Below are 23,491 nucleotides of genomic sequence, written 5' to 3'. Positions count from 1 at the left end.
TCTTTTCAACCGTCATATAACCTCTTATACCATCGCCAGTTCAAGCTTTGCCTTGCGTTTTTCCCAATCCGGCATCACCCGTTCCAGCAACCGGTAGAAATCCGAACCGTGGTCATGATGCAGCGTGTGGCAGAGTTCATGGGTAATCACGTAGTCGATACACGCCTTGGGTGCGCGGATCAGATTTGTATTTAAGGTCAGAAGACCTTTTTTTGACAAACTACCCCATCGTTTTTTCATGCGGCGTATGCTCAGCCGCGGTTTGACAACCCCCTGGTGGGCAAATTTTATCCAGCAGCGTTCTATACTTTCCCTGAATTTCACTTCTGCCTGGTTCACATACCAAGCATCCATCAGCTTTTTGATATGTTCTGGCGACCGGTCGGATTTAACGCTGATATTAAAAAATCCGCGATTCAACTTAACGCCATTATGCACTGCATCGTGGATTTTAAGTCGATACCGCTTACCCAGATAAAAATGGGTTTCTCCACCCACATAATTTCTTTTGGGGGTCCGGGGTTCAAACTGCTGAAAGAAATTGAGTTGCCGAACTATCCAGGCCGCCCGTTTCAGCACCTTATTCTCAACTTTTTTGTAAGGCGTTCCCGAAGGTGCCTTGACAACCACGGTCTGGTCAGGATGAACGGCGATCTCCATGGTTTTGCGATTTACGAACAGCAGCTTGAATTGAATTTCCGTCCGGCCAAACAGGACCGTTCCATGCGCTTTCATTCTACCCGCCTGGCTTGAGCTACTTGCATGGTCCGCTCGATCAGCTCGTCAATCTGGGATAGGTCCAAAGCCATGCCATGCCTGCCTTTTATTTCGTCATAGAGAAAATCCTCGATGGCATCGATGACTTTGTTCTGGGCATCCGTATCTTCCCAGAAAAGCACCTTCCAATTACGCTGTAATATGTCATCGACAGCCATGGCCGTCTCCATACCAAGTTGTTCACATGTCTCGGGTGTCAACCCCTGCTGATCGAAAAAAGACTTGATCACCCCGTAATAAGCTGCCGCATTTTCCTTGTCCACAAGCCGCTCGGGAAGATCATCATGTTGCCGATTTACGACTTTGTGGCGAATTTCGATCACTTTTTCCAGATAGGCCATATCGGACAACCGTTTTGCCCGGAAATCATCGATAGCCTGCTGAATCAGCTTGGAAAACTTGCCGTAAAAGGCCGGGTCCTCCTCCATCTTTTCGGTGATGACCCGTTTGGTGGCGTGGGCGATTGCATCGGCCTTGGCAGCCGTTGTTTTCTCACCATATACACTTTGGGATTCTTTGACCTGACCGAACATCTGGTCATCGAAAATGTTGACCGGCTCGTTGAGCTGAACCACTTCATTAGCCTGGATATGTGTATCCAACAGCTTTTTTATCTTGGGTTCATAATCGCGGTAGTCGATGGCTTCAGCATAGCGCAGCTTTACGGCGGCCTTGAGGTTCTGAAACCGGGTCAGGTCGGTTTTATACCGTCGTAGCGTTTTTTCATCGGTCTGCATCCCAAAGGATTCGGTAGACAAGGCAATAGCAAGGGTTTTGCTGTATTCGGCCAAACGTTGATAGAAGCTTTCCCGCAGTTCATCATCGGCCAACAGCACTTCATAGGCCTCTTCGTCGTAGCTGTTTTTGACGGTTTTGAACACATCCCAAAGGTCGGAATAACGCTGGGGCAATTGCCGTACCTGCTCGATCACCGATGCCAAGGTCCCAGCCAGATCCTGTTCATCAAACCCCTCGAAAGCGCTGTACATGGTCAGGGCTTTGTCCAACTCACCCAAAAGCCCCACATGATCGATCACGTAGCCAAACTCCTTTGCCTCATATAACCGGTTCACCCTGGCAATGGCTTGCAACAAGGTATGTTCTCGCAGTTCCTTGCACAGGTAAATAACTGTATTTCTCGGTGCATCGAAGCCGGTCAGCAGTTTGCTCACCACGATCAGCACTTCGGGATCCGGGCCGTGTTTGAAGCGATTGATAATCTGCTTCACGTATTCGGCTTCGCCCCCGTAGCGTTTCATCATTTTCTGCCAGAACTTGACCACTTCGTCCGTTGGTTCGTCATCGGTCTCTTCATAACTTTCGCGGGTATCCGGCGGCGAAATCACCACATCCGATGTAACATGGCCGATCTCTTCCAGATACGCATGGTATTTCAACGCCGAGACCTTGTTGGGGGCTACCAGCTGGGCCTTGAAACCGGTCCCCTGCCAGGTCGCACGGAAATGCTCGCTGATGTCAAAGGCGCGCATGTAAATCACCTGTTCCGCCTTGTTCAGCATTTCGGCCCGGGCATACTTGCGTTTCAAATCGGCCTTTTGCTTGGGACTTAATCCCTGGGTGTGCCGTTCGAACCAAAGGTCGATGGCCGCCTTGTTCTGAGACATCTCCACATGCCGGCCTTCATAGAGCAGGGGCACCACGGCATTATCCGCTACGGCCTGTTTGATGGAGTAGTGGGGTTCAATCAGTCCGCCAAATTTGCGAAAATTGTTTTTCTCTTTTTTCAACAGAGGCGTGCCGGTGAACCCCAGGTAGCAGGCATTGGGGAACATCTGGCGCATGCGGGCCGAAAAGGATCCAAAGTTGGTGCGATGGCTCTCATCGATGAGCATAAAAATATCGGGCGAGTCATCCTGATATTTCTTGACGTTCAAGGCCTTGTCGAATTTATGGATCAGGGTGGTAACGATGGCGGCCTTGTGCTCGGCCACCAGTTCGAGCAGGTTGCGTCCCGAAGTGGCCCGATTGGGATCCAGACCACAGGCAGCAAAGGTGTTGCCCAGCTGCTTGTCCAGATCGTCGCGATCGGTGACCAAGACGATACGCGGGTTGCAGATTTCCGAATCCAGGGCCAGGTTGCGAGCCAGCATCACCATGGTCAGGGATTTGCCCGATCCCTGGGTATGCCAGATGATGCCGCCCCTGCGCCGCTCCTGGCCATTGGGCTGCCGGATCCGTGTCATGGTGGATTGAACAACGAAATATTGCTGATAGCGGGCGATTTTCTTGATGCCGTTTTCGAACACCGTAAAGCGATACGCCAACTCCAGCAGCCGCTCGGGGCGACAGAGGCTGTAAAGCGCCTTGTCCTGTTCGGTTGCCAAGCGATCGCCTTCCGCTGCCTGGGATTCGAAAAACGTGCGGGCTGCCTTGAAATCCCCGGAGAACAACTGGTTATTCTGCTCTTCCTCAAGCGGGGCATGGATGGCCTGAACAACCGCCTTCTCCTTATCCCGCAACTCCTTCCAGACGCCCCAGAATTTTGCCGCCGAGCCGGTCGTGGCAAAACGGGCCTCATTTTTATTGATGCCCATGACCAACTGCACATAGACGAACAGCTTGGGAATGTAATCCTCGCCTTGATTGCGGATGGAGTGACTGACAGCTTGCTCAATGGACACCTTGGGGGACTTGCATTCGATCACCGCCATGGGAATGCCGTTGACAAAAAGTATGATATCCGGCCGGGCTGTTTCGGTGCTGCGCGTACGCTCAACCGGAAATTCGGCAGTCACATGGAAAACATTACGATCAGGATTGCGCCAGTCAATATAACGCAGGTTGAAACTTTTGGAATCGCCTTCAATGGTCTGCTCCAAGGCCGTTCCCAGGGTGAGCAAATCGTAAATCACCTCGTTGGTGCGCAGCAGGCCATCATACTTGACGCTCTTGAGTTTCTGGATGGCGCTCTGGATGTTTTCCTCGCTGAAGAGGAACTCGCGCCCCTTGTACTGGATGCGGTTGATCTGCCGGAGCTGTTCACCAAGGATGCTTTCCAGAAGGACATTGCCGCGTTTTCCCTGGCGCTGGGCAAGGACCTGGGAGGGCGTCAGGTAGCAAAAACCCAAGTTGATGAGAAGTTGCAGGGCAGGAATCTGGGAGAGATACTTTTCATTGAATCGGAACGATCTCATACCATCCATGGTTTCCCCTCCGTATGGGCAACTCCCTGAGGTTGCCCTTTCTGCGGTTTCTTTTTAAAGGCCTGCCGATCCGAAAACATCACATTTAAACGATCCAATTCCCATTGCGCGGGGTTGTTGCGAACGTACTCCCGAATAGCGTTCAATTCCAATTCATCCCGCACGATATGTTCCCAATAATTGCGTTGCCACAATTTACCGGGGAATGGTTTCCAGTCGTTTTGTTTGACACCGTCTGAATACCGTTTGGTTGTCATGGTTTTGAACCGATGCACCACGTCGGGCAATGTCATCGTAGGGGCACCCCCCTGTGGTTGCCCTTTTATAGAGGGTTGCACCGATGATGGGCAGGCACGAGAGCCTGCCTTTACGATGACGATAATCCCATGAATATGGTTGGGCATGATTACAAATTCATCGGTGCCGATTCCCGGGTAATGGTGGGGTATCTCATCCCATACCGATCGGATCATTTTGCCCGCATCGTTCAGCACCATTTGTTTGGCCATCATTTCCCCAAACAGACATTCCCGATTTTGTGCGCAGATGGTGACGAAATAGGCGCCAGCGCGTGAATAATCGTACCCGCGCAAACGAATGGACCGTCGGTGATGAATTTTGGAATCATGGGTCATGATTGGCACCCGTAGGGGCAACCCCCTGTGGTTGCCCTGATCCATGCGGTGGCGACGGCCCCGGTTTTTGTCTTGCCCTCCAGATGGTGACCAATACCAGGGCAGGCACGGGAATAATCACGAACGCAAAAACGAAGGGAACAGCCGTGATGAATTTTCAAATCATCGGTCATGGTTGGCACCCCGTAGGGGCAACCCCCTGCGGTGGCCCTGATCCATGCGGTTGCGCCGGTTCCAGAGCCTGTCTTGCCCTCCAGATGGTGACCAATACCAGGGCAGGCACGGGAATAATCATGAACGCAAATACGAACAGAACAGCCGTGATGAATTTTCAAATCATGGGCCATGGTTGGCACCCCGTAGGGGCAACCCCCTGTGGTTGCCCTCACCATCGTCGGTCATCCATGACAGGGCAGGCACGGGGGCCTGCCCCTACGGTTCCCTGCAAATCCGGAACGAAATGGATTTCATGCCTCCTTGATTTTCACCCACCATTTGCCGGTGAGCAATTTCTGCATCAGGCCGCGTTTTTGTTTTTTATATTTCTCTAAAAGCTGTTCCAAAATCTTGATCTCCTGATCCATGGTGTCTAATGCTTCACCAATTTTTTTCTGTGTTTTGATATCGGGCAACCAAATGGGAATTTTCAAAAAATCTTTTTTGTTCAAAACACGGTTTCTACCGGCTCCACCGGGTGAAATATTGGTCAATTCGTATTTCATCCGATTTGATTGAATCATATGATGAATGAATCTTGGATTGGCTACCTTTTCATTGATGACATATGTTGGGAACCGATGGGAAACGTAACAGTGTTCATCTTCTTCCTTTACCAGTGCAATTGCACCTTCCCATGCGAACGTTATGTTTACGATAAGGTCGTTCTTTTTTACCCTGTAGAGGGTTTCCATACTCACAGTTTCAGGATCTTCGATTTTTCTCTGAAAAGAGCCCTTGAAATGGCTTCTTATCCCTAACGCAAGGTATGATTCGGTTGGTCTTTTTGTTTTGCGGGCTTTTGGTCGGGCGAAAGCACCAACAGTATCGTTCGGCTTTTTTCCATTGATAAGAGCTTTAAGTTGGTAGGATTTAGATTCGAGTTTTTTGTCAATAAGCTGCTCAATCTTTTCGATAGCCTTATCCCAAGTAGAAAGCAGATCTGCAATGGCTGTTTGTTCTGAAAGAGGAGGGTAACAAATAGGTATTTTTAAAGCTTCTTCTACTTTTATATGGTGAACTGTGGCGCCGAATGATACCTCTTTAATGTACTTTTGAGTGTTTGGTGACAACAAAGTATACAGCAAAAATTTAGGGTCCAATAGATTTCTATTTGCTCTATATTGAAAAAGCCTTTGTCCTAAAAATATTTTTTCATGCGAATTTACAATACCGACTTCTCCTACAGGAGCCTCTCTTGTTAAAATCACATCTCCTAGTTTAGGAGCCAATCTTCTTGTCCATTTTATATATACATCTTCATTTACATATTTGATATCAGCCAAATGGATCTTGCCCTCCTTAATGTTTGATGTCCTTATCATAATGTATGGCGTTTCTTCATCAACGATGGGAGCTGTCCGGTTTAAACAATCAATTGCATGTTCACACAATTTCGAAATTTGTTCCCTTTTCCAGTTTTTTGGAGCCATAATTATTTTCCAAATCAAAAGTTATTTTTTAGCTTTAGGCAACTGTTTCGCTGCTATTTCCAACGCATTGATATTATTTATAACACCAACATCTTCTTTGTAACTTCTACGCCTTTTAGCAAACCGATCATACGCTAATTTTGCATGCTCATCCGCTACCTTCTTGCTCACGCACCCAGCATTGGGAAGCACATTACGGTCATTGAACTTAAGAAACTCATCCAACTTCCGCTCCCAATCCTTCATGAAAACCTGCTTGCGGCGAAGGGCTTGGTCTTCGGCAAAATCCAGCCACATGACCACGATGCGGTTGAGTTCGTCGATTTCTTTCTCGTTGAGGTAATTCTTGGCGATGGTCACATCGGTCTTGCGTACCTCGTCCGCTTTCCAACTGGTCAAGCCCATGTTGGGCAGGGTGTTGTCGGCACGGCTACGGATCAGTTCGGCGGCGGTCAGGCCGGTGGCCGCATAGTGCAGCTTGTTCTGGATGACACTGAAAAATTTGGTGGTCTCGGCCCAGGAGGGGTTGTAATCACCGGCCATGGCGAATATCTCTTTAACCCGCAGGTACATGCGACGCTCGCTGGCACGGATGTCGCGGATGCGAGCCAGCATTTCGTCGAAGTAATCCGGCACAACCGATCCGGCCACGGGCGGATTCTTCAGCCGCTCGTCATCCATGGTGAAGCCCTTGACCAAGTACTCCTTGAGCCGCTGGGTGGCCCAGATGCGAAACCGGGTGGCGATGAGGCTCTTGACCCGATAGCCCACCGAGATGATCATGTCCAGATTGTAAAAATCCAGGCTGCGGCGGACCTGTCGTTTGCCCTCCTGTTGAACCGACAAGAATTTCTTGTGAGTTCCTTCCGGTGCCAGTTCGCCCTCTTCGTAAACATTACGAATGTGAAGGCTGATGTTTTGCTGAGTGGTTTGAAACAATTCGGCCATCATGTTCTGGGTCAGCCAGACCGTCTCATCCTCCAATCGGACATCCAGTTTAACCCTGCCGTCTTCGGTCTGATAGACGATCAATTCCCCTTTTCCCGTTATTTCTTCACTCATTCTGGAGATCCTTATCCAAATCTATTTTTTGATACGACGGCCAAATGCTTCCACGCTCATCAACTTAGACAGGATAAAATTGGTTTCCATCTGACCATTTTGCTGACGTTGGCAATATGGTTCAGACCATTTTCGTGAGGTCAGGAAAATGGTTAGCCTGAAATACGTTACTCCTCATCGCTCAATCTCCTTAAGCTTCTCGGCCATTTCCAACCGAATCTCGGCCAGCTCCTTTTCCAAGGCATCGATCTCCCGCTGAACGGCATCGATATCGATTTCCTCCTCCTCTTCGAAGGTATCCACATAGCGGGGGATATTGAGATTGAAGTCGTTTTCCTCGATTTCGTCGAAACCGGCCAGATGGGCATATTTATCCACATCCTTGCGGCCTTTGACCGTGGCCAGAATTTTTTCGATGTGCTCATCGGACAGGGCATTCTGGTTTTTGCCGGACGAGAACTCACGGCTGGCGTCCACAAAAAGCACATCCGTGCGATCCTGGTTGAGGCCGCCTTTTTCCCTGCTGCGATCAAACACCAGGATCGCCACGGGGATGGAGGTGGTGGGAAAGAGGTTGCCTGGCAAACCGATCACGGCGTCAAGCAGGTTCTCCTCAATCATATGGCGACGGATGCGACCCTCGGCGGCGCCTCGAAACAGAACGCCATGGGGCACCACGACCGAGACACGCCCCTCCTTTTCCAATGCCGCTTCCACCATATGGCTGATAAACGCCCAATCACCCTTGGATTTGGGCGGCACACCGCGCCAGAAGCGATTGTAACGATCGTTCTCAGCCGTTTCCGCCCCCCATTTTTTAAGCGAAAATGGCGGATTGGCCACCACGATATCGAATTTCATCAAACGGTCGTTTTCCACGAGGGTCGGCGAGGTGAGGGTGTTACACCACTCAATCCGGGCGCTGTCGGCTTTGTGCAGAAACATGTTCATGCGCGCCAGAGCCCAGGTGCTCCCATTGACCTCCATGCCGAAAAGAGCGTAATTCCCATCTCCCACCTCACGGGCCGCCTCGATGAGCAAGCCACCCGAACCGCAGGCGGGGTCACAAATTCGGTTTCCCGGTCTCGGCCCGGCCAGCTTGGCGACCAGCTCCGATACTTTATGGGGGGTGTAGAATTCACCGGCCTTTTTACCGGCATCCGATGCAAAGCGTTCGATCAAGTAGATATAGGTATTGCCGATGACATCCTCGGAAACCCGGCTGGGCCGCATGTCCAACTGGGGTTTGCGAAAATCCTCTAGCATCAGTTTTAAACGCCGATTGCGGTCCTTGGTTTTGCCCAAATTGGCTTCGCTATTGAAATCGATGTTACGGAAAACCCCTTCGAGCTTGACTTTGTTGGCCTCCTCGATGGCGTCCAGGGCGATGTTGATCAGCTCTCCGATATTGGTGGCATTGCGCCGCTCGTATAGGCTGTAGAAATCGGCCAGAAAGCGGTCTTCGATTTCACCCGTATCCGGGTCCTTCAGTTCAGCCATGGGCAGCACGAACCGCTCGCGCTCCAGTTTGCGCCGGATACGCTCATCATCATCACCGTATTGTTGACGGTACTTTTCATAGTGATCTTTCCAAACATCGGAAATATATTTTACGAAGAGCATCACCAGAATATAATCCTTGTATCCGGCCGCATCCATCACGCCACGAAATGTGTCGCAGACTGACCAGGCTGCGTTGTTGATATCTTTTTGATCGACTTTTTCGTTCATCGCTAACCTTCATACCCTTGGAGAAATCGTTACATTCACGATGCTTTTTCCACAAATTGCATCAGTTTTGTCAAAACGTAATGGTTGCGTCGCACGGCAATTTTTTCTAACAGCACCTGCTCCTTGTCTGCTAACGCAGCGATGTCCACAATCGCCTGCTGACGGTCGAGCGACGGCACACTTATCTCGACATTTTCCAGTGTCTGTTTGCTGATCATTTTCTGGGTGGTACCTTTTGCCCGGCTGGTAAAATACGCCTGGGCGAGGGGTTGGTTGATGTACCAAACCAAATAATCCGGCAAAATTGCTTTTTCATCGACGCGAATTTTAATTAACGGTGCGGCAATGACTGCCTGGCCCGGATCTTCGGATAGCAACACAGCGGTTGTCACCAGACCCCGCGAACGAAAAACGATGTCGCCTAATCTTGCCAAATGGCGATCTTTTAAAGAGTCCATATCGATCTGAATCAAATCACGACAGTCAACAACATTATCATCTGTTAGATCCTTCATTTGAATGACAGCCGTGAGGCCTTTATTCATGAAATCCAACCGGGATCGGAATGAATATCCCATTTGGATTGATGCAATTTCTTTAAGCTTAGCTCTCATAGTACAAAACCAGTTTATTACTCTGAAATGCCGTTACAGCATTCATTTAACGTTTATATTTATTATTGTCAATATATTTTTACTGTAACGTTATTTCTGCAGAATTAACTTTGTATCAAATCGTAGAAATTATCAGCACAGACGGATAAAAATGGTTCGTGGGAAAATGAAAAAGGGCAGGCGTTACCTGCCCCTACAGGGAAAATCATCGAGGAATGGAATCTGAAGGCTGGATTCTTTTGCTTACGCGTCCGCCAGCGGTTCCAGAAACCGGTATGCGGCCTGTCGCTCAAGCATCCAGCCGGGATACTCGGCCGGCAGTTCGCTGACCGATTTGAGACGTGCCAATTCATCATCGGTGAGCGTTACCTCCGGCGCAGCGAGGTTTTCGGCCAGTTGTTCCGGGGTTTTGGCGCCGATGATGACGCTGGTGACCACCGGTTGGTGCAGCAGCCAGCTCAGGGCAATCTGGGCCACGGAGGCAACCTTGTCCCGGGCAATTTCCCGCATCACGCCCACCACGTCGAAGGCGCGGTCCTTATTCACCGGCGGGAAATCGAAATCAACCCGTCGGGCGCCATCCGGACCGCGGCCATCCCGGTCGTATTTGCCGGACAGGAGACCGCCGGCCAAAGGGCTCCAGACCATCAGACCCAGGTTCTGGTCCTCCAAAACAGGCACGATCTCCTGCTCGATTTAATAGGAACGGTTCATGGAGATGAAACACACAAAAGAATTTAATTCTTGCTCATTCCTGCGATCAACTCAGGAAAACGCCAGTTCCACCGCCTTCCCGGCATGAATGACGGTCGTATCGTAAAGGGGCACCGGTGTATCGGCCTGGTTGATCAGCAGCCCGATCTCGGTGCAGCCCAGGATCACCGCCTCGGCACCGTTTTGGGCCAGGCGGTCGACAACACCGACATACGCCTGCCTGGATTCCGGCTTGATGACGCCCAGGCACAGCTCTTGGTAGATCACGTCGTGCACCTGCAGGCGATCATTCTCGTCGGGAATCAAAACGTCCAGCCCGTATTTCTTCATCAGCCGGCCTTTGTAGAAATCCTGCTCCATAGTAAAGGCCGTGCCCAGCAATCCGACGCGTTGGATTCCTGCATTTCGCAGGGCCTCCCCGGTGGCATCGGCAATATGCAACAGGGGGATGTTGACGGCGGCAGCCACCCGGTCGGCCACCTTGTGCATGGTGTTGGTACAGATCAGCATAAAATCGGCACCGCCGGCTTCGATGCACCGGGCCGCGTCCGATAAAATATCGGCCGTCCCATCCCAATCACCCTGGTGTTGCAACCGTTCGATGGGATCGAAATCGACGCTGTAAAGGACGATCTTTGCCGAATGGAGGCCGCCGAGACGGTTTTTCACGCCCTCGTTGACGGCCCGGTAATAGGTCAGGGTGCTCTCCCAGCTCATTCCGCCTAACAATCCAATGGTTTTCATGGCACTCCTCCTGAATCTAATCGATTCCATCCTTCATTTGTCATTTGGATGTTGACAGTTGACATTTTCCCTATGGGACATGCCGCGTTTCAACGGTTGCCCAAAACTGTATCCACTTACGTTTGCCCACTCTACTCCCCTCATCCTTTCTTCTTCCTTTTCCGCGAATTCTATGATCTTTTTATCTAATTGTTCAGACACATTGCGCTGAGCCGAAAAAGATGACGCAACGAATGGAGAAAGTCCGGATCTTTCCAGAAAATCGCTAATATTACGGATGCTGGCAATCCCGGCTTTTGTAAACGATACATGCGCCGATGTCATTAATCGGTATCGACTCGTTTCCATGATTCTTTTCCACTTGCCGCACTCAAAGATTCGTTGTATGTTGTATTCATGGCTCGATCTGGTTTTTTCCCTTTAAAATAAGTAAGTTGCAGCATCCTTATTTTCTTGTATCAGATCGAGCGTAAAATGTTCCGCACTATCTCATCTTATTATGCCACCGTGTAGTAGATGGGCGAATTTAAGATCAAGCCCGAAAATGGGGATGGGGCTGTCCATCTGCCATCGCATTATCGAAAAACACAACGGCAGTATTACGGTGAGAAATTTCAGCCCCAGGGAGCTGAATTCGTTATCCGGCTGCCGGTGAGCCAATCTGAAAACCAGTATTAAGAGAGGTGGCTATGCGCTATGGCGCCATGAATTTTCCGGTTACACCGGTGTTGACGGAAATTGACACGTTTGCCCGGATGGGGTTCGATTATCTGGAACTGGCCATGGATCCCCCCATGGCCCATCACAGCGTCCTGGCAGGGGCGCGCAAGGCGATCTCCCAGGCGCTGGAGGAAAACGGACTCGGGCTGGTCTGCCATCTACCGACCTTCGTGAGCACCGCTGACCTGACTGAAAGCATTCGGCGGGCATCGGTGCAGGAAATGCATCAATCCCTGGCCGTGGCCGCTGACCTGGAGGCTGCCAAAGTTGTTCTGCACCCCAGCATGGCCGGCGGCATGGGCGCGTTTGTCATGGATACGGTCAAAGGGTACCTGTTTGATTTTTTGTCAACCATGGTGACCGCGGCCGAACGCCTGGGGATGTCGATCTGTCTGGAAAACATGTTCCCCCGCTACCGGATCGGAGTCGAGGCGGACGATTTCGATGAGATTTTCAGTACCTTTCCTTCCCTGAGAATGACTCTGGATACCGGTCATGCCAACATTGACGATGCGCGGGGAAAACGCCTGAAAACCCTGGTACAGCGTTTTGGTTCCAGGATCGATCACGTCCATGTCAGCGATAACCGCGGTCGGGTCGACGATCACCTGGCCGTCGGGCTGGGAACCGTCCGGTTTGCCGATCTGGTAACCCATCTCAAGGCCGCAGAATACGACGGCACAATGACTCTGGAGATCTTCGACGAAAACCGCCAAATGCTGGTGGACAGCCGCGAGCGCATGAAAGCCCTCTTTCTAGAGCATTCAAGATAATGTTTTTGGTAAGGCCAGAGGGAGGAAGCTGTATAACCCATACCGCGACGACCGATAACGCCGCCCAAAAACATTATCTTGAATGCTATATCTTAAACGGGCTGGTTCGCTTTCAGAATCGATACAATCCGGGACAGGTAATCGTCGGCCCTGGAACGCGCGAAACGGCAGGCGCCGGCGCCGCGATGTCCTCCGCCTTCAAAGCCGGCCAACATTTTTCCCACATTGACCTGACAGCCGCGGTTCAGGATACTGTGTCCGACTTTGATGCTGGTGATATCGTTGCCGTCATGGACGATTTTGACATTAACGGTACATTCGGGGAAAAGGGAATAGATGAGAAAGCGGTTCCCATTGGGCACTGGATCCAGATCCCGGAAATCGGTAATGGAAACATGGTCGACCAGAGTGGTGTTCGCCTTGAGGGCCTTTTCATAGGTGACATTGGCCGCCACCACCTCCCCGCAACGCCGTCTGACCTGCTGGTCGTTCATCACCTGATCCATTGGATGGCGACGCATCAGGGCGATCAGGTGTTCCCAGTAATCTTTTTCCTTGGGGTCATTGGAGATGGTCATGGACAGCAGAACGAACGGGTACTTTTCCGGGTGCAGAATTTCATCCAGGGTCAGGTCGGCCGAATCGATCCGGTCGGTCTGGTGGACCAGTTCCCGGTAATCGCGTTTCAATCGATCGCGATAGGTATCGTAAACGATACCGGCGGCCGACGGAGCAAGCTTAAAGGCGCCCGGGATCGGTTTGTCCGGCTGATTGGAATAGTGGTGGTCGAACCACAGGCTGCAGTTTTCGTGGTAAGGGAGGTTGGCGATGACATCGCCCGCCCGGATGACCACCTGGCCGCGTTGCATGTCACTGGGCTGCGTCCAGTGCACCGGTGGGGTAATGTTCAATGCGTCCATCAACAGGATGGCACATACCACACCATCAAAATCGGGTCTTGTCACCACTCTCATCAGATCCGTCCTTTAATCGGTCGTCTCTTGCTATTCCATAGGGTCGGGACGAACAGTTTTGCCTGTGCCGCCGCTGACCGAAACCGCAGGGGAGATTTGCATCTTTCCGCTGGGGTGATAAGTAAGGAATGTACCAATAATCAAGGTTAACCGCAATAGCCGGTGGTTCCGACAGGCTTCGGCATCGCGATTCAGCTTGAAGTTTGCCCGGATCCATGCCAGACAAAAAAAGTGCCATAGCCGTTGGTCGGTTCGGGTTCGGCGGAGGTGCTCCGGTTCGCGTTACAGGGGGCACGGCATCGCGCAACACAAAGGAGGGACAAACCGGGTATGACTGAAATCCAGCTGGCGAATCTGGTTCAGATGGACTCCCCAAAGGCGGTTTTGGAGGAAGCCGTGGCCACGATTGCCTGTTTTTCTGCGGCTGCGGATCTGCCTGTCATCCGATCCGCATTTGACCAGACCGTGTCCCTGTACCGGGGCGCGTGGCCGGATATCAAAGGTTGCAATACCGATTACCATGACCTGAAACATGTCACCGACTGTTTTCTGGCGATGGTTCGGCTGATGCACGGCGCGGTGGAGAACGGGCTGTGCATTACCCCGCGGCAGGTTCATCAGGCCGCGGTGGCGGCCCTGCTGCACGATTCGGGGTATCTGCAGAACTGTGATGACACATTGGGAACCGGGGCCAAATTCACCCTCAGCCACGTCAGGCGGAGCATGGATTTTCTCCAGCGGTATCACCGCGTTTTTGGTCTGCAGTCCTCTGAGATCAATGCCTGTATGGCGATGATCCACTGTACGGATCTGAGCTGCACCCCTGCCGGCATCCCCTTTCCGGACCCGGCTTCCGCCCGTCTCGGCAAAATGCTGGCCACGGCCGATGTCCTGGCCCAGATGGCCGACCGCACCTATTTAGAGAAGCTGCTTTTTCTTTTCTATGAGCTGGACGAGGCTTGCCTGAACGATTATTGCGACGAGTTGGACCTTCTGAAGCGATCCAGGGATTTTTTCATTCAGATCTCGGACCGCATGAAAAACCAGCTGGATGCGTCGGACCGTTTCATGATCCATCACTTCCGGTCACGCTGGCACATTGATGCGGACTTATATCGGACGGCGATCGATGACCAGCACGCCTATCTGAAACGGATCTTGAAAAATGGCGGTGGCGACCCGCGCAACCGGCTGCGTCGCGGAAACGTTGTCAACAAGGTACGCGCCCGCTATAACTGATCGGCCCGAGTGTTGCCGGCCGTGTCAGCCGTTGACGGATTCGCAAAAAAAGATTCAGACCACGCCGTCGGGCATGGGCGCAACCGCCTCCCCGCCCAGCGGATAACCGCCGTCCAGACGCAGCACGCTGCCGGTCATGAACGGTGCGTCGTCCAAAAGAAAACGGACGGCACGGACCACATCGTCGATGCGGCCGATTCTGGCAAGCAGGGTGTGATCCACGATGGCCTGCTGCTGTGCCGCCGTTAACAGACCCCACCCGCGGGTTTGCGGCCCGTGGCGCGTCTCCACCACGCCGATCATCAGTTCGTTGACCCGCACTTCGGGGGCACCCAGGCGGGCCCAGGTTTCCGTGAGCAGCGAGATGCCACGGTTGGCGGCAGCGTACCCCTCGTTGAACAGGACGCTGGCCGGACCGCTGCGGCCAACCATACCGGCAATGGAAGAGATATTAACCACCGAACCATCCCCGGATGCTTTCAGGTGGGGCAGGGCAGCCTCGAAAACCCACCTTTTGGCCCGCAGGGTGGTGGCCAGTTCCAGATCCCACTGCTCGGGGATGTAACGACCGTGAACCACCGGCCATCCGCCGCGTTCGATGTTGTTGACAAGAATATCCAGCCGACCGAAACGGTCGATGACCGGTTCCAACAGGCCGTCGATGGCATGGGGGTTGAGAAGGTCGATGCGTTGAATCAGGTGTTCTGTACCGGTGTCGGCGAAATCGGCCTGCATGGCGGCCTGACTCTCCGGCCAGTCAAACCAGGTGGCGGCCACGCGGATGCCGTGTTGCAGCAGATCCAGGGCGATGGCTTTGCCGATTCCCTTGACCGCACCGAGCACCAGGGCGACTTTTGGGGACTTTGTCATCGGGCGTCGTTTTCCTGTGAAAGGGTAAACACATTCTCCCTGACCCAGGCCATGGCCACGGTCAGCAATGCCGAATCGTCGCTGCGGGCCTGGTCCATATTTTTGATGCCGCCAAGGTTTTTTACGGGTTTTCCGGTGGTGAAGAGCGTTTCGCGAAAAACATCCAAGTCGTATAAGGCGGTATAGACCAATTGGCTTTCGGAGGGCTTCAGCGGGCCCGGGCGGAAACGGTTTTTGTCGCTGATCAGAGACAGCATGCGGTCATTCATGCGGTTATGCTCGGCAATCTGCTGACCCTCGACCCACCGGTCAATGGTTTGTTCCGGACCGCTGTCAAAACCGCGGCAATGGGGTTCCCGGATCAGCGCCCAGTGCTCGACCCGTTTGCCCGTCTCCCGGTTATAGGAGACTCCTCGGGCCAGGGGATAGGTCCGGCAAGAGGCGGGCCTGGCCGGATAGACCCAGCAGCCGGCATCACTGACAAACGGGCAGGCCAGATCGGCCGCATCGGCGAAGCGCAGGCTGACCACCGGCAGCCCCGTTCCCGGGCCGGTACTTGCCTCGGTATAGCGTTTGAGAAACTCGGAGGATGACATCTCTGTATATTGCTTCAGGCAAAGAATGTCATAGGGGGTCAATACCTGCTGCAAATCCCGGCAGCAGGCGTTGAAACAGGCCACCTCGGGAGAGCAGCGGAAACGGAACGTCTGGTGCTTGCTCAGTGGAAAAACAGGATCGCGCATGGCGGGTTTCCCAACGGGTCACAAAGGTTGATGATTGAGAGCAGTGGTAACACGCTGATCGACCAAGTCAACCGCAAATTGCATCGTCATCGCTCAGGGATCCGGGAACCACAGGATAACCGCATTTGAATGGGGCCCCGGTTAATGGCCTTATCGGCGACTCTTGTTTTCGAACAGATGAATGCCAAATCTCAATTAAAGGATTTAAAATTTTTTTCTACCACATATTGTGCCGGTTCATATGGGGCCATCGATATGTAGAAAAACCCGTTCCTGAATGTAAGTCACTGCATCTTTTGGCATTTTAGGCTGATGAAAATTCTTGACAATGAATATGCCGGATGGTATTGATCTTACCTTGTGTTACGCTAATACTATCTTCCCGATTTTATACAATTATCTATCGAATCAGCCAATGCCGGAGTGCATTGAATCAAGTCCGTAATACGTGTTTTTGTTAACAGAGTATGGGGGATTTTATAATAAAGCGGGTGTAACTGTCCGAATCGAAACCATTCGGACGCCATTTTATGGAAGGGAGGTGCGACGAACGGGAGGTTTTTACCTTTAGTTTCGGAAGTTGGTTGAGTGAAAATCTTTTAACTAACCTAGGAGGTATTATAAATGCCAAGTTTTGTAATTCAGGAAAAATGTGACGGCTGCAAGGGTGGCGATAAGACCGCTTGCATGTACATTTGTCCCAACGACCTGATGGTCCTGGATCCCAATGCCATGAAAGCCTACAACCAGGAACCGGATCAGTGCTGGGAATGCTTTTCCTGCGTAAAGATCTGCCCCACCCAGGCCATCGAAGTGCGAGGCTATGCCGATTTCGTACCGCTGGGAAGCTCCATTATGCCCATGATGGGCACCGAGGACGTCATGTGGACCTGTAAGTTCAGAAATGGCCTTATCAAACGCTTCAAGTTCCCCATCCGGACCACCCCCGAAGGCCAGGCCAATGCCTATGCCGATCTTAAGGGCAAGGACCTCGAAAGCGGTCTGCTGTCCACCCAAGAAGCTGACGGCGTCACCATTCCGACCCCGCAGATGTAAGATCGGTTCATTGATTGCTGGAAAACAACCTTTAAGAATCTGACTTTCTACAGGAGGATGAAATATGGCATTACCTAATAAACCTGTGGGTGAACTCAAGGCTGTACGGGATCCCGAAGTTGTCGAGAAAGAAGTCGATGTCCTCATCGTTGGCGGTGGTATGGCTGCCTGCGGTACCGCATTTGAAGTCAAAAAATGGATGAAAGACGACCAAACCGTTCTGCTGTGCGACAAGGCTGCCATGGAGCGTTCCGGTGCCGTTGCCCAGGGTCTGTCCGCCATTAATACCTTTGTCGGCGACAATGCCAAGGAAGACTATGTTCGCATGGTGCGTAACGACCTGATGGGTCTGGTCCGCGAAGACCTGATCTTCGATCTGGGTTGCTATGTTGACGACTCTGTCTACCTGTTTGAAGAATGGGGACTCCCCGTTTGGAAAAAAGATGAAGCCGGCAAGAACATGGACGGTAAAAAAGGTCAGAAAATGGGCACCCTGAAATCTGGTGCACAGCCGGTCCGTACCGGTAAATGGCAGATCATGATCAACGGTGAGTCCTACAAGCGTATCGTCGCCGAAGCCGCCAAACTGGCTCTGGGCGAAGACAACATCATTGAGCGCTGCTTCATCGTTGAACTGCTCCTCGACGCCACCGTGCCGAATCAGATCGCCGGCGCAGTTGGTTTCTCCGTCCGTGAGAATCTCGTCTACATCATCAAATGCAAAACCATGATGGTTGCCTGCGGCGGCGCTGTGAACATCTATCAGCCCCGTTCGGTCGGTGAAGGTAAAGGCCGCGCCTGGTATCCGGTATGGAACGCTGGTTCCACCTACACCATGGCCATGAAGGTCGGTGCTGAGCTGACCATGATGGAAAACCGTTTCACCCCGGCCCGTTTTAAAGACGGTTACGGCCCGGTCGGCGCCTGGTTCCTGCTGTTCAAGGCCAAAACCCTTAACGGTCTGGGCGAAGCCTTTGCCGGTAGCGATGCCGCCAAGGCTGAGCTGGAAAAATACGCTCCCTACGGCACCGCCGCCATCACCCCGACCTGTCTGCGTAACCACCTGATGCTGTTCGAGATGAAGGAAGGCCGCGGCCCGATCATGATGGACACCGTCACCGCGCTGGCCGAACTCGGCAAAACCATGGACAAGAAGGAGCTCAAGCACCTCGAGTCCGAAGCTTGGGAAGACTTCCTGGATATGACCTGTGGTCAGGCCAACCTGTGGTGTGCTCAGGATTGTGAGCCGGAGAAGAAAAACTCCGAAGTTATGCCCACCGAGCCTTACCTGCTGGGTTCTCACTCCGGCTGCTGCGGGCTGTGGACCTCCGGCCCCGACTATGACTGGGTCCCGGATGATTACAAAATCAAAGCCCGCAACGGCAAGGTCTACAAACAGATGACCACCGTTGAAGGTCTGTTCACCGCTGGCGACGGCGTGGGCGGCTCCGGTCATAAGTTCTCCTCCGGTTCCCATGCCGAGGGTCGTATCGCCGCCAAGCAGATGGTGCGCTACGCAACCGATTTTGCTGATTTCACCCCGACCCTGAAGCAGTCCAAGGAAGAACTGGTCGACCTGGTTTACAAACCGATCCGTACCTTCCTGGACAACTGCGAATACACCACCGCCATCGACATCAACCCCAACTACGTAAAACCCAACGGGATGATGTACCGCCTGATGAAGGCCACCCATGAGTATGGTGCGGGAACCGCCACCTTCTATCAGACCACCAGCAAGTGCCTGGAAATCGTCATGGATCTGCTTGCCACCATGCGCGAAGACTGCGATAAGCTGGCTGCCGGCGACCTGCATGAGCTGATGAGATGCTGGGAAATTGAACACCGCATCTGGACCGTTGAATCTCACCTGCGCCACATCCAGTACCGTAAAGAAACCCGCTACCCGGGCTTCTACTATCAGAGTGACTATCCGGGACAGGATGACGAGAACTGGTTCTGCTTCGTCAACTCCAAGTTCGATCCCGAAAAGAAGGAATGGGATGTCAAGAAGGTTCCTTACATCAAAATCATCCCGGACTAATCGAATGTCGACGGTTGTTTTAGTCGAATAGCCGCTCACCTCCAGGTGCCTTTTACGGCACCTGGAGGTTTTTATTACCGAAAAGCGAGCGTGTTTTTCGGGTAGTACCCATCTGGGACCATCCTGCGCTCACCTGATTGGAACCCGAAACCGGTACCTGGAGATCCGGATTTGCCCGCTGAGCGGTTTCCAGCTCCCCGTTTCCAGTTTCAATAAAAGGGTATTACCCGAAACCGAGGCAGTTTTGATCTGCAATTATATCGATGACATTTTAGAAACGTTGATGCACGGAGGGATAGCATGACAAACGACAAAGCAGCCCCTGCGAGTGGAAGCATTATGGTGGTTGGCGGCGGTATTGCCGGTCTGACCACGGCCCTTGAGGCCGCTGAAGTGGGGTATGAAGTGTTTCTGGTCGAAAAAAATCCTTATCTGGGCGGAAGAGTTGCACAGCTGAATCAATACTTTCCCAAGCTATGCCCTCCGACCTGCGGTCTCGAAATCAACTTTCGGCGGATCAAGGACAATCCCCGAATCAAGGTCTTCACCCTGGCGGAAGTCGAAAAAGTGGATGGCGCGCCGGGTAACTACACGGTCAGCGTAAAGCTCAATCCCCGCTACGTGAATGAGAACTGCACCGGTTGCGGCGCCTGCGCCGAGGCGTGCCAGACTGAAGTTTCCGATGAGTACAACCTTGGCATGTGCAAGACCAAGGCGGCCTATCTGCCTTTTGCCATGGCCTTCCCTTCCAGATATGTCATTTCCCCGCAAATCATCGGGACCGATGACGCCACCAAAATCAAAGAAGCCTGTAAGTATGATGCGGTGGACCTGGAGATGCAGGCCAAGACCGTTGACCTGGCCGTGGGCGCCGTCGTCTGGGCCACCGGTTGGGAGCCCTACGATGCCCACCGCATCGACAATCTGGGCTTTGGCCAGTACGACAACATTATCACCAACATGATGCTCGAGCGCCTGGCGTCTAATTCCGGTCCCACCAAGGGCAAGATCGTGCGGCCCTCGGACGACAAGGCTCCGGAGAGCGTGGCCTTTGTTCAGTGTGCCGGCTCCCGTGACGAAAATCACCTGCCCTACTGTTCATACATCTGCTGTATGGCATCCTTGAAGCACGCCACCTACATCCGTGAGCAATACCCGGATACCAAGGTATACATTTTCTACATCGATATCCGTTCACCGGGTGACCGATACGAAAAGTTCTACAACAAAATCAAGGAAGACGAGAATGTTATCCTGATCAAAGGCAAGGTTGCCGAGGTCAGTGAAGATCCGAACACCAAGAATATTACCGTGGTTGCCGAAAATGCGGTCACCGGGGAGAAGATCCACCAGACGGTGGAGATGGCCGTTCTGGCCACGGGCATGCAGCCCACCGCCGCCAACACCAAACTGCCCGCCGACTTGAATGTCAACGATGATGGCTTCATCGTCAACGACTATGCCAAGGGCGGCATGTTTGCTGCCGGCTGCGCCAACAAGCCGGCAGACGTGATTTCATCCAACCAGAATGCGACCGGCATGGCCCTGAAAGCCATTCAAACCCTGGTGAAAAGGTAGGAGGTAACCCATGGACAAAAAGTATGGTGTTTATATCTGCGAAGGTTGTGGCATCGGGGAGGCCCTCGATGTAAAGGCCCTGTGCGGGGTTCCCGAAGAAGAGGGTGTGCCTGTCAAAACCCATCCTTTCCTGTGCGGTAAGGATGGCGTCGATCTTTTGAAAAAGGACATTGCCGACGGGACCAATACCCTGGTTCTATGTGCCTGTTCCCGCCGGGTGAATTTTGACATTTTTCGTTTCGACGGCTGCATTGTCGACCGCGTCAACCTGCGTGAGGGCGTGGCCTGGTCACATCCGCGCAGTGAGTTCCCCGCGCTGACCGAAGAAGAGAAGGAAGATGAGGACAATTACGATCGCGTCCAGATGATGGCCGAGGATTATATCCGCATGGGCATGATCCGGGTCGAAAAAATCAAGCTGCCCGAGCCTTACCTGCTGGACAATGTATCCAAGAAAATTCTAGTTTTGGGCGGCGGTATCACCGGCATGAGTGCGGCCATCGATGCGGCCAAGATCGGTTACGATGTGACCATTGTCGAGAAGACCGACAGCCTGGGTGGGTATGCGGCCAAGGTGAGAAAACAGATCCCGGTCTCCGCGCCTTACGACGCCCTGATTCCGCCGGTGGTTCAGGCCAAGATCGCTGAGGTCGAGGCCATGCCCAACATTACCGTGAAAACCGGCACCGTGGTGGCCCGCATCGCCGGACAGCCGGGCGAGTTTACGGTCACGATGAAAAAGCCGGGTGAGAAGATCCCCTTTGACGTTCCCTACCCGCTGCCCGACGAAATGAAGGTCGATGAAGCCGGCAAGGAGCTGGATGTCGAGAAACAGCACGAAGCCTACCTGAAATACAACGAAGGCAGAAATGACATCCTCCAGTTCGACGCCGATGGTGAGATGTTTGGTGCCGTGATCCTGGCCGCCGGGTGGCGTCCGGACGATCTCAAGGATGGCGATTTCAGCCACCTGGGATACGGCGAAATTCCGGATGTAATTACCAACACCCAGTTTGAAGAGATCGCCAAGGCCGGCAAGATCGTGCGTCCGTCCGATGGCAAAGCGGCCAAATCGGTCGTCTTCGTCCAAAGCCCGGGCAAGAACGATTCGGACAGCGACTTCGCCTATGCCGGTGCGGTGACCAGCATGGTCTCCCTGAAGCAGGCCAAGTATGTCCGCGAAGATTACAGCGATGGCAAGGCGTTCATCTTTTATCAGCATATGCGCACCCCCGGATTTTCCGAACTGTTTTATAAGGGACTGCAGCAGGATCCGGGAATCTTCATGACCAAGGGCGCCGTGATGAGCGTGGCCAAGAACGGCGACGGCATGATCGTGGATGCCGAAAACACCCTGCTCGGCGAAAAGCTGCAGGTCAAGGCCGATTTGGTGGTCCTCGGTGCCGGCATGGTTCCCGTGACCAAGGACGATCCGGTGGTCAACCTGGCCTACCGTCAGGGCCCCGGCTTCCGGGACATCGGGCTGTTCAACAGCTACGTGGACTCCAACTTTATCTGTTTCCCCTACGAAACCCAGCGGACCGGCATTTACGCCGCCGGCGCCATTCGCCGCTCCATGACCATGGAAGAAGCCATGGAAGACGCTTCCGGTGCCGCCCTCAAAGCGGTCCAGTGCCTCGAATCGGTCAACCGCGGTGTGTCCGTGCATCCACGTTCGGGCGACATGACTTTTCCGGATTTCTTTTTTCAACGCTGCACCCAGTGCAAGCGGTGTACGGAAGAGTGCCCCTTCGGCGCCCTGGACGATGACGAAAAAGGAACCCCGAAACCCAATCCCACGCGCTGCCGCCGTTGCGGTACCTGCATGGGGGCCTGTCCCGAGCGCATCATCGGCTTTGCCGATTACAACATCGACAGCATCGGCTCCATGGTCAAATCCATCCAGGTGCCGTCCGAAGATGATTACTCAGAGCCACCGTTGCGGATCCTGGGCCTGGTCTGCGAGAACGACGCCTATCCGGCACTGGATATGGCCGGCCTCAACCGCTCAGGCTACTCGGCGGATGTGCGCATCATTCCGATCCGTTGTCTGGGCTCCATGAACGTCATCTGGATCAAGGATGCGCTTTCCCAGGGCATGGACGGTGTCTTCCTGCTCGGTTGCAAACACGGGGACGACTACCAGTGTCACTTTGTCAAGGGTTCCGAACTCGCCGACATCCGGATGAAGAAGATCGGTGACGCCCTGGCCAGCCTGGCCCTGGAAAACGAACGTGTGGCCCAGTTCGAAGTGGCCATCGACGACTACGACAAGGTCCCCCAGATCATCAACGATTTCGTGGAATCCATCGAGGCGCTCGGTCCCAACCCGTTCAAGGGCTTCTAACAATAAACGAACCCATGGAAAGGCGGCCAGCCTGCCGCCTTTCCCACCGATTTTGTC

At 53.0% G+C, this 23,491-nt stretch carries 19 protein-coding genes; 6 read left to right on the top strand and 13 right to left on the bottom strand.

Translation table 11 applies throughout. The annotated features are described in order from the left end of the window. Positions 1-24 precede the first annotated feature (24 nt). The 10 genes from GN112_RS19625 to GN112_RS19580 form a co-directional block, all read right to left on the bottom strand. Positions 25-735 (bottom strand): M48 family metallopeptidase, encoded by a 711-nt coding sequence (locus GN112_RS19625; protein WP_155311771.1) that lies wholly within the window; start codon positions 733-735, stop codon positions 25-27. After that, the gene (locus GN112_RS19620) at positions 732-3,941 is read right to left on the bottom strand and encodes a type I restriction endonuclease subunit R (protein WP_155311770.1); all 3,210 of its coding nucleotides are present in this window, start codon (positions 3,939-3,941) and stop codon (positions 732-734) included. The genes GN112_RS19625 and GN112_RS19620 overlap by 4 nt, the downstream gene beginning before the upstream one ends. Further along, entirely contained in the window at positions 3,929-4,453 is a 525-nt protein-coding gene (locus GN112_RS19615) for a transposase (RefSeq protein WP_197743358.1), read from the bottom strand. Before GN112_RS19615 ends, GN112_RS19620 begins: the two co-directional genes overlap by 13 nt. Positions 4,454-5,043: 590 nt before the next feature. Continuing rightward, positions 5,044-6,225, bottom strand: a complete 1,182-nt coding sequence (locus GN112_RS19610; protein ID WP_155311769.1) for a restriction endonuclease subunit S — start codon at positions 6,223-6,225, stop codon at positions 5,044-5,046. Positions 6,226-6,246: 21 nt separating this feature from the next. Beyond that, positions 6,247-7,287, bottom strand: coding sequence for a virulence RhuM family protein (locus GN112_RS19605; protein WP_155311768.1), 1,041 nt, complete (start codon positions 7,285-7,287; stop codon positions 6,247-6,249). A 174-nt stretch (positions 7,288-7,461) separates the two neighbouring features. Next, entirely contained in the window at positions 7,462-9,018 is a 1,557-nt protein-coding gene (locus tag GN112_RS19600; protein WP_155311767.1) for a type I restriction-modification system subunit M, read from the bottom strand. Positions 9,019-9,053: 35 nt separating this feature from the next. Further along, positions 9,054-9,632 (bottom strand): restriction endonuclease subunit S, encoded by a 579-nt coding sequence (locus tag GN112_RS19595; protein WP_155311766.1) that lies wholly within the window; start codon positions 9,630-9,632, stop codon positions 9,054-9,056. Between the two features lie 243 nt (positions 9,633-9,875). Beyond that, on the bottom strand, positions 9,876-10,313 hold the full coding sequence (locus GN112_RS19590) for an aldo/keto reductase (RefSeq protein ID WP_197743357.1): 438 nt from the start codon (positions 10,311-10,313) through the stop codon (positions 9,876-9,878). Positions 10,314-10,397: 84 nt separating this feature from the next. Then, positions 10,398-11,090 (bottom strand): aspartate/glutamate racemase family protein, encoded by a 693-nt coding sequence (locus tag GN112_RS19585; RefSeq protein ID WP_155311765.1) that lies wholly within the window; start codon positions 11,088-11,090, stop codon positions 10,398-10,400. Between the two features lie 33 nt (positions 11,091-11,123). After that, positions 11,124-11,438: a hypothetical protein gene (locus GN112_RS19580; protein WP_155311764.1), complete on the bottom strand. Its 315-nt coding sequence runs from the start codon at positions 11,436-11,438 to the stop codon at positions 11,124-11,126. 356 nt (positions 11,439-11,794) lie between these two features. On the opposite strand from GN112_RS19580, the gene GN112_RS19575 reads away from it, so the two are divergent. Further along, complete coding sequence (locus GN112_RS19575) at positions 11,795-12,583, top strand: sugar phosphate isomerase/epimerase family protein (protein ID WP_231717072.1); 789 nt, start codon at positions 11,795-11,797, stop codon at positions 12,581-12,583. A 92-nt stretch (positions 12,584-12,675) separates the two neighbouring features. On the opposite strand, the gene GN112_RS19570 is transcribed toward GN112_RS19575, so the two are convergent. After that, positions 12,676-13,557 (bottom strand): DHH family phosphoesterase, encoded by an 882-nt coding sequence (locus tag GN112_RS19570; RefSeq protein WP_155311762.1) that lies wholly within the window; start codon positions 13,555-13,557, stop codon positions 12,676-12,678. Positions 13,558-13,887: 330 nt separating this feature from the next. Here GN112_RS19570 and GN112_RS19565 point away from each other — a divergent pair, with 330 nt between their 5' ends. After that, on the top strand, positions 13,888-14,796 hold the full coding sequence (locus tag GN112_RS19565; protein WP_155311761.1) for a hypothetical protein: 909 nt from the start codon (positions 13,888-13,890) through the stop codon (positions 14,794-14,796). Between the two features lie 54 nt (positions 14,797-14,850). On the opposite strand, the gene GN112_RS19560 is transcribed toward GN112_RS19565, so the two are convergent. After that, on the bottom strand, positions 14,851-15,666 hold the full coding sequence (locus GN112_RS19560) for an SDR family NAD(P)-dependent oxidoreductase (RefSeq protein WP_155311760.1): 816 nt from the start codon (positions 15,664-15,666) through the stop codon (positions 14,851-14,853). Next, a complete protein-coding gene (locus GN112_RS19555; RefSeq protein WP_155311759.1) occupies positions 15,663-16,409 on the bottom strand; it encodes a YkgJ family cysteine cluster protein in 747 nt (248 codons plus the stop codon). The genes GN112_RS19560 and GN112_RS19555 overlap by 4 nt, the downstream gene beginning before the upstream one ends. Positions 16,410-17,033: 624 nt before the next feature. Here GN112_RS19555 and aprB point away from each other — a divergent pair. The 4 genes from aprB (at position 17,034) to GN112_RS19535 (ending at position 23,434) form a co-directional block, all read left to right on the top strand. Beyond that, positions 17,034-17,465 carry an adenylyl-sulfate reductase subunit beta gene (gene aprB, locus GN112_RS19550; RefSeq protein WP_155311758.1) on the top strand — a complete coding sequence of 144 codons (432 nt, stop codon included), beginning with the start codon at positions 17,034-17,036 and terminating at the stop codon, positions 17,463-17,465. A gap of 64 nt (positions 17,466-17,529) precedes the next feature. Further along, a complete protein-coding gene (aprA, locus tag GN112_RS19545) occupies positions 17,530-19,509 on the top strand; it encodes an adenylyl-sulfate reductase subunit alpha (protein WP_155311757.1) in 1,980 nt (659 codons plus the stop codon). 300 nt (positions 19,510-19,809) lie between these two features. Further along, positions 19,810-21,087, top strand: a complete 1,278-nt coding sequence (locus GN112_RS19540) for a CoB--CoM heterodisulfide reductase iron-sulfur subunit A family protein (protein WP_155311756.1) — start codon at positions 19,810-19,812, stop codon at positions 21,085-21,087. Positions 21,088-21,097: 10 nt separating this feature from the next. Further along, entirely contained in the window at positions 21,098-23,434 is a 2,337-nt protein-coding gene (locus GN112_RS19535) for an FAD-dependent oxidoreductase (RefSeq protein ID WP_155311755.1), read from the top strand. Positions 23,435-23,491: the final 57 nt, after the last annotated feature.

The organism is Desulfosarcina ovata subsp. ovata, from assembly GCF_009689005.1.
Classification (GTDB): domain Bacteria; phylum Desulfobacterota; class Desulfobacteria; order Desulfobacterales; family Desulfosarcinaceae; genus Desulfosarcina; species Desulfosarcina ovata.
This window is presented reverse-complemented; position numbering and strand designations above follow the sequence as displayed.